Here is a 14,796-nt window from a genome sequence, read left to right on the forward strand (position 1 = left end):
CATTTTCAAGCTAGAAAAACGTTTTTTAAATTTACATCAGTTATTGATACACCGGATATTATCACCGCGACGGCAATGTTTCGGATAGCGGTATTTCTCCTCGGAGCATTCTTGTGCCCTGGCCCACGAGCCAGAGGTAATGGTCGCTTGGCAATGAAGCGTCGCTGAAGTCGTAGGGCGCATATTGAGCATTGCCGGTGGGCAAGAAGGGGTTGGAGTACACACTGTAGGGTTGTTCTTCAACCGGCGGATTGTTGGTAACCTTGAAGATCGCGGTTCCCTCATCGACCTCGTCGAACATGGCCTGGTAGATCATGGTCGCGCCGGCGTCGTTGATGGCTTTGTAGTATTGACGCCACAGGAAACGTCCGCCGAGGCGAGGGATATGATCCCATTTTTCGCCTTTGAGATTCTGCCAACTGAAGCCGGGGAAGACGACGGGCAGGTAATCCTTGCCGTTGGTATTGCACCAGGACTGGTCCGGGACGGTATAGTTGGAGGTGAAGTTATTGAGTTCGCCTTGATATATGCTTCCGTATCGGCCGACCGCCCAGGGGCTGATGATATCGGCAAGATCGACGATCTGCCCAAACCACGCGTCAGTGTTCTTACGGTAGCGCCATTCATTGTCGACACCGATCATGACGGTACAGCCGCCGTAGACGGGATCATTCTTGAGGAAGTTTATGATGTCGTAGGTGTCCTGTCCTTCGTAGGAACGGTTAAAGCCCAGTCCCCAGACGGCGACTACGGGTTTTCCGTTGTGGTGGAGGTAGGCCGAGTCCGCGGGGTCCTGTGTTAGGCGGTACGTGTCAACGAGGTGCTTCCAGTCGTCGATGACTTTCTGTTTCAACTGCGGGCCGGTCAGTGAGCTGCTGAGGTCGTACATCATCGCCCAGGCGCGTTTATGGAGATTGGCGCCCTTTCGGCAGTGGAGCATGACCTGGTCGCGGTGATTGCGGGCAGTCGAACCGGGGGTCGTTTCACTTACAAACCGCTGGAGAAAGACACCGTCGATGCCGTATTCGTCCATCCACGAGAAATGTCTGAGCACGGTTTTTTCGTTGAAGGAGCTGAAAACGGAGGCGGTGCTGCCGTCTGCGTACTTGAAACCGGTCGCAAACTTTTCATCCGGGTCGAGCTCGCTCATGTCGGGCCACCAGTCCACGGTGCAGTAGCCGGGTTCGAATCGATTGCTGGTGCCCCAGTGGACCCATCCGCGGTTGGCACCATCGCCCGGAGCGTTGAACCAGCCTTGATAGCCGCACATGATCTTGCCTGTGAGTGTTCGGCTGTATTCGTTGTGGTGCCAGTTTTTGGCCAGTATTGAAAAATCATTCATATCAACATTACCATCATTTGTAAAGTCTGCATCGGGATCAGGGTTTGGGTCGAGCCATTGGGCCAGGAACAACATCATGTCCGTCTCATTTACGTAACCATCGCCGTCAACATCGCCGTTTCCCATTTGTTGAGGCTCTGCCCAGACGGTCGTTTTGTAAGGATTTGTCATATGGTAATCATAGTGTACCGTGCCGGTTCCGTCGTAGGCGGTGATCTGGGAAGCGTTTATGTAATCGCCAATCGCTGATGAAACATTTCCATCGACGACCAGAGTACCGGCTGTAATATCAACATACCCACCGGCGGTAATATTGAGCGAGCCGCAGGTGATGGTGCCGCCGTCCAACTGGATGCGGCCTGTTCCGCCGTTGGTGGCGAGACCCAGGGTGCCGGCTACGGTAATGACGCCGTCGGTCATGTTTATACGGCCGACGCCATCTCTTCCAACCGAAAGTTTCTGGCGACAGGTGGTGGTGCCGCCATTTACATTGAATGTGCCCTCATTGTTGGAACCATAAGCTAAAATGAACCAACTGTCGACTGTCAGAGAACCGGCCTTTATTTCTACAGAGTCAGATGGGCTGGACCAGTCGCCGACGACTAGTTCCTTCGTGAAGGCGTCGGTGCCCGAATAGATTACGGGGCCGTCATCAGCAAAATTACCTCTCACTGCTGTCTTAGCGGTACTTGCAGGCAGTCCGTTGTTCCAATTCGCCGGATTGCCCCAGGCTCGGTCAACGCCGTCGTTGGTCCAGTCCGTATCGCCTAAAACGCAGGGGGTACAAAAAGCCAGATACATTAAAACTATTAATAATCGTTTCATCATCATTTCCTAAATAACGCAAGAGTCAATCACCGCTATTGGTCCGCGGTGCACAAAACTGTCAATATCCCGGCGACGGTGAGGCTGCCTCCCAGTTTGAATGATCACGGCCATAAGTGTCGAAATTTTGACGATGGAGCGAGTGCCCGCCGCCATCGGCACTGGTCGGCCATGGTGGGGCATCGTCATAGTCTATCTTTTCGATCGGCATCCAGTAGCGTGCCTTGCCGTATTCCTGGTCACCTGGGATCTGTATCTCGATTTCCTCGCCGCCATTGTCCAATTTGCCGTCGTAAGGGCCGTACACGGGGCAGAGTGCGGAACTGTAATTGGCCGGATTTCTGGCCACAATTATGTAACTGTATGGCGGAATGGTCACGCCGGCGGGGAACTCATAGCCGGTGCCCTCCAATCGCCAGGGGATATCTTCTGTGAAAAAGACGCCCGGTGAGGTTTCGGTCTTAGCTTCGGTCTCGAGCGTGACCGCGGAACCCGAGCGGTTGTACAGCTCAACAAACTCATAGTCGGCTCCGGAAGGCGGTTTGTAATAAATCTCGGTGATAACAACTTCCGGAATGAGAGGGCCGTCATTAGCAGCACCCGGTGTCAGTGAACTCTGGCGAACAAAATCATACCCGCCGGACAGTTCGGCCTTCTGGTAACGGCCGAACGTGACGCCCGTTTCAGAGGCATCAAACGTCTGCTGGGTCTGATACAGGCCGGTGACTTCTCCGCCCTGCCCGGAATAGAGGTACACCGTCTCTCCTCCTTCGCTGAGACCAAAGGGCAAATTGCTTCCAGTCCCGGTTGGGTCGCCGAAAGACGAATGTTCTTCGAATACCATGTAGTCGCCTGAAGCAATCACGGTATTATCTGGTATCTGGTATTTTCGTATTGTGTTTGGATCAGAATCGTCATCAGTCAGGAACCAGCCGCCGATATTAATTTCCTGTTCAGTTGTGTTATATAGTTCGATCCAGTCGGCATCAGCACCATGAGAGTGGGCGAGTAATTCGTTAAAAATGATGCTATCTGCTGCTATGACGGCATGCGGGGCCGTTCCAGGGGAGCCGCCAGTGTAAAGACTTGATCGCCATCCTGCTTTGGTATCCCACAGATTGGGATCAGTTGCGGCCGGATCGACCATCGTGAGTGAATATCCTATGCCGTCAGTCAATTCATACCAACTGTCATTGTAGTCAAAATCATGGATCTCAGCGCCGATCGCATCCCGAAGGACAATCTCTTCACCTGCGTTGTCCAGAGCACCGACATACTGGCCGGCGACGGGCAGGTCAGAGCCGTACCGAGCCTCAAAGTCCGCCCGGTTCTCGACAATAAGGACATATTCGCCGGCAGCGAGCGTATAGTCGCCGAAGACAAAGTCAACCCCATCGGTAAAGTGAACTAAGTTCAGATTGATCGCATCGTCCCCGACATTTTGCAGTTCGATAAATTCGGTATTCGTATCGGACGGATGATACATGATCTCGGAAATCCGCAGGCTTTCAAGGACCGGTCCAACGGCGTAGGTTTCCCTGTTCAGCGCGCTCCATTCTCCGTCGGTTCTCACACGAGCTTTTACACAGGTACTCTTTTCAAGCGTAACCGGCGAACCTGTTGCGGCGACCTCGAGAACGAGTTGGGCGGAAATTAAAAAGTCCGAGCTGCCAAGGCCCCGGTTAAAACCGCGAATTGCTAAAATGTTGTCTCCGGCCTGAAGATGGCTGAGATGTTCGGAGCAATCAAAATCGATCTGCGTAACCGCAGAGGAATCACCGTGCAGGCCGGTCGCGCCATCATCCCAACTCGGCGATATGGGAGCGTTGGCGGATGCAATTTCCGCGCCATTCAAGTAAGCCCTGAATCCATCGTCATATCGCATACGCAGTGTCATTGAAAGAGCATTTGCAACCTGATCAGCCACCGCTGTGAATGGTATCCTGATGTAACAGGTCTGCCTGACATCGCTCATCAACGTTTCAACATCGTAGGTAATGTAATCTTTATACGTCGTCCTCTCATCATAGCCCACTCCGCCGACGGTAACGCCGGTTGTTGGCGTTCCGTGTGTCCAGGCGGAGTCGTCATAGGGTTCTGCTCCGCCGGTCCAGTTCATTCCGATGTCGTTACCGGGTACCAGAACTGCCTTGGGCGCATCTTCTGAAACGAGTGTTTCAACGGTTGAATCATCGGGTTCGATGTAAAGCTGGGCGTCGGGATTGACGGCGCCGCCCTTGAGACGCGGGTCCTCACCGTTCAGGGTATAGTAAATATTTCCTGAAGCCCCAGCGGGCGTACGGGGATAAATCGAGCCGCCCGGACTGAGATAACCACCTGATGGACTTAGAATTGGAGGGACAGCCCCAAACTGAGACGCAATATACCCATCCAGCCAGTCGAAGCGGCTGGTGATCCAGTCCTTAAAGAGTGCGATTTCCGTATCGAAGGAATTTGGGTAGTATTTCCTAGGCCGTGACCTCGCCTCGCTTATCATGGCAGCCGTTTGATCAATGTAGGCCATGGTTTCATCGGTACTTAAGACTTTTTCGCGATGTTCGAACCAGCGATCGGCAACCATGAGTCTGTATTCAGGATCTTCCTGCATTTTCTGATGCCACTTACCAAAAATCGAGCCGTTCGTTTTCCATACGTAGGTTGGCTGATCATAGGTACCTGAATTATTATGGAAGCCTCGGTCGTAATCCCACGGCGGGCCCGAATGTATCTTTCCGGTGCGGTCCTTGTGAGTGTAGTAGCTACCCCAGAAGGCGTCCGAATCACTGCAGATCTGTTCGAGCAGCCCGTGATCGATCCAGGAAACCACATCGATGTAGTCCGCGTACACGGCGTGGGGACCCGGGTAGAAGGTGCTGGAGGTATTCTGCCAGAGCACTGAACTGGTTTCATTAAGAAAGCCAGCGATCCAGTTGATCTGAGGTTGTGTGATTTCCGGAAACTCGGGTTCGTCTACGATCGGTTTACCCGCCCCGGTGACCTGGATGCCGTATGGCGAGGCTTCGAGGTAATCAGGGTCCACGAGTCCGTCCGGGCCATCCGCCAGAAGCACGCTGCCGTCATCATATTTGTCGGATTTAACGATATATCCGCCTGATACCTTCGGTTCCAGATTGTGGGAGGCATCCAGCCGGGCGATATCCACCCGGTTCTGATCACGTTTGATCTTTTCCCGAAGTATGAACAGTCCCTGGTAATCGGCTGACGAGACGGCGCCGCCATCGGTGTTCAAATAGAGTTCAACATATCGCTGACGCGGGGCGTAGTGGCCCATGTCTCGGAACCATTTGAAGGCCATCTCGTTCTTCATCATTGTGTAGTCAATCACGTCCCAGGAGAGTATCCAGTCCGATTCATCCGGCATGCCCAGGAGCGAAACTTTTTTATCCTCGCGATATTCATCCTGAATCTCAATCGCGTAGTGCCCTGAATTATAGGTGCTTTCTCCGCGTCTGCGAATCATGGCCCAGCCTTCGAAGTCTTCAGGTCCGGTGATCTCTGCGCGTCCGGTGGCTTCATCGACATCGATGATTACGGTTCGGCAGTCAATATACGGTTTGTTTACCCGATCGGAGGGGATAGATACTCCGAGCGTGTCAACCACAACGATCGGCAGGTTGGTATTCGAGGGGGACACGGCCGGATCAACGAAGATATAGGTGTCGATCCGTGTTTTGGAAGGCTGGAATCCCGGCTTAAATGCCCTGGCCAGAACGGTGGTTGTTTGGTTTACGGTTATCGGTGCGGTATAATCCCAACCGTTCGTAAGTGTTGGCAGGGTTCCATCGGTCGTATAACGGATGATGGCGCTGGGAGTATCGCAGGTCATGGACACGCTAACCGGGCTCATATAGCAGCCGCCCTTGATGTTAACTTCCGGCTTTTCGACAAAAGCCTCAAAGGTATTTTTGGCATTGTCGGCGCCCGGTGTAGGTGCTGAAAAATAACGGACCTCACCGTAGTAATAGCCGTATGAGATGTCGGCCTCCTGGGCCGGGTAGCCGCGCTCGCCTTTACCCATATCGAAATGGTTGTATTCATGGACCGGAGTCACTCCGTCGTTGTCGATCAGTCCCAGGTACTCGCCATCTTTGGACAGCTTGAAATTTGTATGGAGAAATCCGGCAGGATCCACATAGGGATAATTGCCGGGATTCTCGGGCTGTGTTTTGCCGGAAGCAAAAACGATCAGGTATTCGCCCGGCTGAATAACAGTCGACGCAGGAAACTGCCACTTGGTCTTCAGGCCCGCGTCATCAGTAAGATACCATCCACTGATGTCGAGTGTTATTTCGGAATTATTGTGCAGCTCGATCCAATCGGAAGACTCACCATTTCCGTCCAGAAGCTCGCCGTTTTCCAGCGGGGATTTGCTTTCGTTATCGGCCAGAAACTCATTGATCAGGATCGGCGGGCTCTCTTCTCCCCAGCCCTGGGACATGTAAACGAGATCTTGCAGATCGACCGTCTCATCGAGGTTGAGATCCGCACAGTTGATGTCAATTGTGGCGGTCGCCGCAAGGTTCCAGACTTCCTGCATGCTCAGAACGCGGTTATAAATCCGCACATCGTCAATGAGTCCCTCAAAAAGTTTTTCGGTTGAATAGTACTTTCCAATTTTCATGGCGGTCACCGCCCAGGTATTGACTGACTGGCTAAGTACATCCCTGACCGGTTCAAGTTTGCCATCCACGTAAAGGGAAATATCATCGGTTGTGGAGCCGTCCGATACTACGGTTACATGGTGCCAGAGATCATCAGTCAAGACGGTCGTCCCCACGACATGACCCCCGCCCACATCGACACGAAGCACGCCTGTTTCATCAATCCATACCAGCCACAAGGCGGTGTCGACACTGGATCCCCAGGCCATGATACCTCCCCCGGCCCGGCTTGTCTTTATCCATGCTGTACATGTTCGAGGCACAGTCCCTGTAAGACCCATGAACTCAGTCGGATCGGTTTGCACGAAGTCATCGACCCCGTCAAACTCCAGGGCTCCGGCTAACCGGCCGCCATGTGGATTCCAACTGGCACCGTTGACCGCCCCCTGATAGCCTGACGATGACGAGTCGGCGGCGTTTGATCCGATGCTTTCGTCCAGTTTCCAATGCAGGGTGAGACCGGTTTCGTTTTCACATGAGGTGGGGTTGAGCCATTGCGAGGCCATGAGTGCCAGATCGCCAATGCCAACCCGACAGTCACCATCGAGGTCGCCGGTGATGAAACAGCTATGCGCGAAGCCGCCAAGCAGCAGAACTGCAGTGACAAGGCACCACGCTTTGGCAACGAAATAAAGATTAGATCTGGATTTCATAATTAACCTTCGCAAGGCTGTTTCAAATAACTGGCAGTAATAGTTAAATTAGCAAAAGCTCCTTTTCGAGACTCTCCGGTCGGACAACGCAGCAGCGGATGCTTACTGCACCCTTAGATTGCCGATGCTGGTCACATTGGATGTGTTGGCCGGCATCTGTGATGGGTCGGTATTGATTACGTTTCCGATGAATGCGGCAGATGCGGAACCGTCGATCGTCAGGAACGGTCGGCCTGAACCGAGGTAATCTCTGAGGTCGCCGCCGAGACTTTCCAGTTGGGCGGTGTTGTGTACTGCGAACGCACCGGCTTCACCATCGCGTGCCAGGTGGAAGAGCTGCAGCCGTACGTCGCCGCCGTTGATGACCGCGCTGTACTGGTGGCTGCCCCAACCGGAGCAACTGAACATTCTGAAAGTATCAATCAGCGAAGCGCCTGTTTCGAGATAGCGTCCGGAGGTGCTGTTTACGGTTACGATCTGAGAATTGATCATGTCAAGTCCGCCGCTTCCGATGTCGTCGATCTGCATGGCGTTGGTGCACTGGTCGACGCCCATTCCCATGCAGTAGCCGGACGGGCCGTTACCGTTCTCATTGACAAGATGGACGCCTTTGGCACCGCCGAAGACGAAGTTTTCATGCAGGACCTGGCCGGTCATATGGCCGAACAGATATGGGGTTGCATCCCGCCACTGAATCTTATGGATATCATCCGCTGTGCCGTATGGGATGCTTTCGTAGTAGGATCCCTGGTGCGTGAAGGCGGATGGGTTCAGTTGACAGTTGTGGATCTGGCCGTCCGTCGAACCATTGCCGACGTGGATTCCGATCTTCAATGCGGTGGACATGATGTAATCGATATAGTGTCGGTCGCATCGGTAGGTCGCCAGGTCGAGAAGCTGGTAGGGAATCGTGGCGGCGATGTTGATCACGTAGACATCCGAGCCAAGGCCCCGTATGAGGAAGGGGTATGGTGCCATGCCGTAGTTGGTGGTATCGTTTTCATCGTAGATCTGCTCGGGGTAATGGAAGTTCAGGCCACGGATGCCAGCGCCAGATTCGAGCTGGATGAACGGCGTGCCATTGGCGTTGTTGCGGCCGGCGTAGACGTTCAGCAAGCTACCCTTCTGGCTGGTGCCGTGGGGGCAGTCATAGACGCCTCTCAGTTCAACGCCGGAGGGGACGACCAAGGTGCCTTCGAGGCGGTATGTGCCGCCGGGCACGAAGACGATTCCGCCGCCGTTCGCATCGGCCGCTGTGAGGGCAGACTGGAAAGCGGCAGTGTTATCGGTGACGCCATCAGCGACAGCGTTGTAAGGTGGGTCCGTCACGACGAACAGGTCAGCTTTTGCGGGTTGATAAACAGTAGCGGGTTTGCGGTAGTCGTAAGCAGGCAGCGGATCAACCGCGAGAGGCGTATGGTCGATGTGGACCGGATAGGCTGTGTTGTCGGCGATATGGGCGCCGCCGATGAATGTATTGCCAAGGATGGAAGCTCCGCGAACGTTGCCGGCAAGTTCGATATCGTTTGAGGCTGTATCGGCGAAGCTGGAGTTGATCACGGACAGGTAACCGCCGTTTATGTCGAGGGGGCCCTGCTGGATGTCACAGGACATTATCATCACCTTTGCGGATCCATCGCTGAGGATCGCGTCGCCGGAGGCGCTGATGGTGCAGGTGTGGAACATGTCCGTCTCGCTTGAGGTCGATGCCAGGTAGACACCGGTCTGTGCGTCCTGGATATTGAAGCGGGTGAACTGGTAACCTGCGTATGCGCTGGCCTCGATGTGGACGCCGGTCTTGCAGTCGATCAGGTCGAAAGCGTAAGATTGGCCGTTCGGGACCTTGCCGTCGTTGCGGGACGGGCGAAGTGCGAAACCGATGCTGTAACCTTCGACCGTGACGTAGCAGGAATACGACCAGTCGATGCGGCGAACGATCACGCCTGTGCCATTGTTGTAGATCCATGATTCGTGCTGGCCCGCGGTCGGTGCGTTGGGAAGGCCCGATCCGGCCCAGTAATCAGGCGAGAAATGGACGGTTTCCATCCTGCCGATATCCGCGAGGCAGTCAAATTCGATACCCGTCTTGAGGGGTGTGCCATAGACGTTGCGTACGAAGGGTCTTGCGGTGGTGCCTTCACGGAAGGTGGTAAATGCAAAGTACGAGTTTACGAAAGTGACGTTTTCGACGGTGTTGCCTCCGCCGTGTATGGTGGGCGGATATGGCTGAATGTTATCGGGCGTCTGTTCGGGATACCAGATCGTGATGCCGTTGATGCCCGAGCTGCCGCTCAGTTCGATGAATGGTGCGGCGTTTTGGTCGCCACGTCCTGCGTAGGCCTGCAGAACTGTGCCTACGACGGGGCTGCCGGGCTGGGGCTGCTGCCAGTCACCGCGAAGCATGACGCGTCCGGGAATCGTCAGGTTGCCGCTGACCTTGTAGTTGCCGGCCGGTAAGAAGAGTGTGCCGCCGCCTATGTTATCGATGAAGATCAGTGCGTCCTGAATTTCATCGGTCACATCTGTCACGCCGTCGGCCACGATGCCAAAGTTTTCGGCCCGATATGGCGTCACGATGATGTCTTCGGTCATGTATATTGTGTCAGCGACGTGCCAGTTTGTCGCAACGCCGGTTTGCCAGTTGGCAGCGATCGATGCGAAATCATGGAAATCGACAAGGCACCATTCATCGAAATTGGCGGGGCTGTCGCAGTCGGCAGTGAGCCAGTCGTCGGCAAGGTCGGCCAGGTCGAGCATGTTGACTCCGCCGTCCCTGTTGACATCGCCGTCGACGCCTTCGATGGCGCGGATGGTCGTTTTGCCGGGGTTTGTAATGTTGTAGTCATAAATGATCCGGCCGGTGCCGCCGAAGGCTGTAATTCTGCCGGCCTTGACGTGCTCATCTACTACGCCTGTCTGACTTCTGCCGCCTATGACGACCTGGCCGTGTTCGATGTCCATGTGTGAACTGCCCTTGACGGCATCCAGGCCTGCCCATTGATTGAGATTGAGTACACCGTCTTTGATATTCGCGTAGCCGGTACCGCCGCTCCAGCCGAGGGAAAAACTGCCTTTCACATTAACCGTTCCACCTTGCAGATCAAGCGTTCCGACGCCGCCTGAATTTTGCCCGACCCACAGGTGACCGCCAAAGTTGACTTGCCCTCCGGCTTCTACTATCATTTTTGCCTTGCGATTGTATCCGATGCCAGACCAGCCGGAAGCAGTGTTGAGGCTTCCGCCGTCTTTTACACGAATCACACCAGCATCGGCGGCGCCATTGTCGCCCTGAACAAGCTGGTTGAAATAATGCACATCGGTGACAACAGCCTCGGCGGTGCCTGATCTGTTGAAGACGCATTTAAAATTGCCTTCGGGACTTCCGGAAATATAGGGCGACCAGTTTGACGCTGTGCCCCAGTCGGCGGAGGCTGCGTAAGTGTCCCAGACGATGCTTGTTGTGGTTGATGACCAGGTGGAAACGCTTTGCGGATCGGAGGCAGTGCCCTCGGTTCCGTAGCTGTCGCGCATTGTTACCGTGTAAGTATAGGTCGTATCGGCGGATAAGCCTGTATTGGTATAGGTGTTGGAAGTAATCCAGCCGCTGTCCGCGCCGCCGGGATTGCCGGTTGTTTCGTCGAAATAATATTCGACCGGGCCGTCGTCGTCACTGCCGATCGTGGCTGTCATTGTGATCGTATCCGGGCCAGTTGAAACTGGCTTGAGATCGAACGTGGCGGGGTTGGGTGTTGGCGCACCGCTGTCACTTGGAACGGCCGTGATGGTGGTTTTGCCGGGAATGGTGCCGTATTCTGCGGCTATCTGGCCGTCACCGCCAAAAGCGGTTATTTTTCCGGCGGAAGCGTAAGCGTTGGCCTCATCCACGACGTCGCCGTTTATCGTCACTGTTCCGTTGGAGATATCGAGGACAGAATCTCCATTGATCGAACTGGTTGCGTCCCAGCGGTCGAGGTTTAACGTGCCGGCATTAACATTGACATAACCAGTGCCGCTGGACCAGCCCAGTCCGATCTGTCCAGCAACGTTGACCGTGCCGCCGTTGATGTCCAAGGTTCCGACTGAAGGTGCATTGAGTCCGACCCAGAGGTGACTACCGAAGTTTATGGTACCGCCAGTTTCGACGATCGTATGTGCGGTGTTATTGTATCCGACGGCCGACCAATTCGCACCCGTGGTGATGCTTCCGCCGTCAGTGACGCGGATGACTCCGCCTGGGCCGTTGTCGCCCTGAACGAACAGGATGCAGGTTTGGGAATCGGTGACGAGGCATTCGGCGGCATCGGTTCGGTTGAACTGTGCCTTGCCGTCAGTTACGTCGGAAGGCAGGCCGTTGGTCCAGTTTGCTGCAACGCCCCAGTCGCCTGTATCCGGAGGAGTTATACCGTTGGAAGCCGGATCCCACACCGTGGAGGCGGTGGACAGGGTTCCGATCGACAGCATAAGCATCAGTGTAAAAATCAAACATCTATGCATTGCGTACTCTCCGGAAAACGTTAGTTTTTAAATATTGTAAGCAGTGCCAAAGGAAGTATCGGCATAACAGGCACAGCGGTTCATGATCATTGCTCTTAGCCTCGGCAAGACTAAAGCAGACTTCAGATACTTATCATCCCACCTACCCCCATTACAGTTCCTAAAAGCACCCTTAAAATCTTTCTTAATTGTACAAAAATGCTCAGTCTAAAGGCAAATCTAAAAAGGGCTGCGGGATCAAACCCGCAACCCGGAGATGACAATTCAGAAGGTCTTAGTCACGCTTTCTTTTCAGCATTGCCAGTGCTCCCAGACCCAGCAGGGACAGTGTAGCGGGTTCGGGAACCACCGTAACAGTTGTCAGGTTAGTAGCTTCATCGTATGTTGCTTCCACGTTTCCGATAATGCCATCACCTGCGATCAAACCATTAGCAGCGTAGTCATTAATGGTGCCGATGCGGTCATTGAGAAGAGTGACCTTGCCAGTTCCGTTAATGTTCAGCAGCGAGCCGTGCTTTATAGAGCTGGATCCATCGCCATGAATATTGGCCAGAGCCAGAAGGCCGCCGTCATAAACGTTGACAAATCCCTGACTAGTCGATCCGCCCCATCCGAGACCGAGCATACTTCCGACGGTGACGGTTCCGAAGATGTCAACGGTTCCGACTGCACCATCATTCAAACCGATCCAGGCATGCTGACCGAAGTTAAAGGTTCCGCCGGCTTCCACGATCAGTTGTGCAGTGTCATTGTATCCAACTGCCGACCAGTTATCGCTGACAGTTGTAATGGTTCCTCCGTTGAGGACCCGGAGTACACCGCCAGGATTATTGTCGCCCTGAACAACCTGGAAGCCCGAGTATGAGCCAGCTACCTGGGCCTCGGCAGCACCGGGGACATTGAATACAGCCTTGGCTTCGGTATCACCTGGAAGACCGCCAGTCCAGTTAGCGGCATCGCCCCATAAGCCGGTATCCGGCGGGGTAATACCATTGCCTGCCGGATTCCATACAGTCGCAGCACTTGAGACTGCAGCTAATGCCATTACGCATGTCAATACAATAAACTTTTTCATCTTTCTTTCCCTCCAAACAAATGAAATACTTTGCGGCAACGAATCCTGCTCCAACACAGAACAACGAACCCTGCCGCAATTCTTACAAACAAAATCTTATTCAAACATAGGTACCCGGGTTCAAGACCCGGGCACCCGTTTCAATTCATATTAGCTGACTTACTCTTCTTGCGGGATCGGTGTGGGTCCATCTAAAGCAAAGTCAGCGAGCCATCCACTGGCCAGAGCAGCAAAGTCAGCGAGGTCAATCTTACAGTCTGTGACAATGTCACCTACGTACTGCTCGTCCAGGTTGATAACAGCAGTAGCAGCCTGGCATGGGCTTTCCGCACAATCGTGGGTAACACTTGCAGAATCAGTATCGTTGAATCCGTCATCAACTGTAACGGTGACTGTAAACGGTCCTGAATGGTAATCAACCTTCACAGTAGGTTCGGCTACAGTGTTGCTTGGTTCAAAGATCGCATTTGGATCATCCGATGTCCACAGATAGGTTACTTCCGACGGCGTGTCATCAACTAATTCAATCTGCAGGTCTATCGGCTCATTGATCCAGGTTGCTGTCGGTGGTGTAGTAATGGCTACTGTAGGCGGTACATTAGGAGTTACGATAAATGGTGTAACTTCGCCTTCGACTATCTCTGCAGCAGTGTTCGGATCGTTGTAATCAACCACTGACGGATCGCCGTAGACATACGAATTCACCTGCCAATAGTAAGTTGTCGGTTCGGTAACACTTGAGACATCGACTGTAGCTGAAGTATCATTCAGACCCTGAGTGACGATCTGAGAGTTGGCTGTCATATCCGGACTAGTTCCGAAACGGACATCCACCCATACATCTATTGCAGGTGCGACCGGATCAAGGTTTGTCCATGTAAGTTCGAGCGCACTGTCGGGCGCGACTTCGGTGTAAACCGGGTTGCGGTTCAGCGGATCCGGGGCAGTTATGGTTGTGACATTGTTTTCATAAACAACCACGGGTGTCGAAAGGCCGCCAAAGCCGATGATCCTGTCAGCAGCAATATACTCTGACGCCCAGTACGTTTGATCACCATCATCAAAGATTTCAAACGTACCGAATTTGATGTCCATTACCGAACCGTCATGAACGCCCTTGCCGTCACTCCAGTGGTCAATGCTAAGAAGACCCGCATTGAGATTCACCGTGGCTATACCGCCTTCGGGATTAGGGTATCCTCCCAAGCTGAAGTCTCCACCGTTGGTAACGGTTCCGCCATTGATCTCGATGACAGCCTCAGCGCCGGCTTTCATGCCCCACCAGAAGTGACCGGCATGGTTGTAAACGCCGCCGTTTTCAACGACCAGCTTGGCGGGATGGTTATATCCAACGGCCATCCAGTTGCCTTCGGTGGTGAGGACTCCACCATCCATAATGCGAACAAGGTTTTCTTCGGGAACGGTTGCACTTCCGCCGTCGCCCATGACCAGGTCCTTAAGAGTCTGGGCATCGGTCACGCGAGCTTCCACGGCGGCGGGAACATTAAATACGGCCTTATCATCCAGGCCCGAACCCTCGGTACCCGGCAAGCCGGCTGTCCAGTTGTCAGCGTCGCCCCAGTTGGCATAACCGTCGGCAATGTCAGTCGCGTCAACAGCATTCCACACCGTAGTAGCAGGCGACATGCCGGCCATCAGCAAGATTACTGCCAAACACAGTATCCGTTTTAATCTCATCTTTATTACCTCCAGAAAGAGTCTTAA

Annotated in this window: 5 protein-coding genes; all 5 read right to left on the reverse strand. The window is 53.9% G+C overall.

All coding sequences use genetic code 11. The features are described from left to right. Positions 1-61: 61 nt before the first annotated feature. The 5 genes from STSP2_RS14535 to STSP2_RS14555 all read right to left on the reverse strand — a co-directional run bounded on the left by STSP2_RS14535 (position 62) and on the right by STSP2_RS14555 (position 14,745). Positions 62-2,167, reverse strand: coding sequence for a dockerin type I domain-containing protein (locus STSP2_RS14535; RefSeq protein ID WP_146663458.1), 2,106 nt, complete (start codon positions 2,165-2,167; stop codon positions 62-64). 61 nt (positions 2,168-2,228) lie between these two features. Further along, positions 2,229-7,502, reverse strand: coding sequence for a lamin tail domain-containing protein (locus STSP2_RS14540; protein WP_146663459.1), 5,274 nt, complete (start codon positions 7,500-7,502; stop codon positions 2,229-2,231). Between the two features lie 102 nt (positions 7,503-7,604). Then, positions 7,605-11,996, reverse strand: a complete 4,392-nt coding sequence (locus STSP2_RS14545; RefSeq protein WP_146663460.1) for a glycosyl hydrolase family 28-related protein — start codon at positions 11,994-11,996, stop codon at positions 7,605-7,607. Positions 11,997-12,270: 274 nt separating this feature from the next. Continuing rightward, positions 12,271-13,071 carry a PEP-CTERM sorting domain-containing protein gene (locus STSP2_RS14550; RefSeq protein ID WP_146663461.1) on the reverse strand — a complete coding sequence of 267 codons (801 nt, stop codon included), beginning with the start codon at positions 13,069-13,071 and terminating at the stop codon, positions 12,271-12,273. A gap of 159 nt (positions 13,072-13,230) precedes the next feature. Beyond that, entirely contained in the window at positions 13,231-14,745 is a 1,515-nt protein-coding gene (locus STSP2_RS14555) for a PKD domain-containing protein (protein ID WP_146663462.1), read from the reverse strand. Positions 14,746-14,796: the final 51 nt, after the last annotated feature.

The sequence above is a fragment of the Anaerohalosphaera lusitana genome (assembly GCF_002007645.1).
GTDB classification, from domain to species: domain Bacteria; phylum Planctomycetota; class Phycisphaerae; order Sedimentisphaerales; family Anaerohalosphaeraceae; genus Anaerohalosphaera; species Anaerohalosphaera lusitana.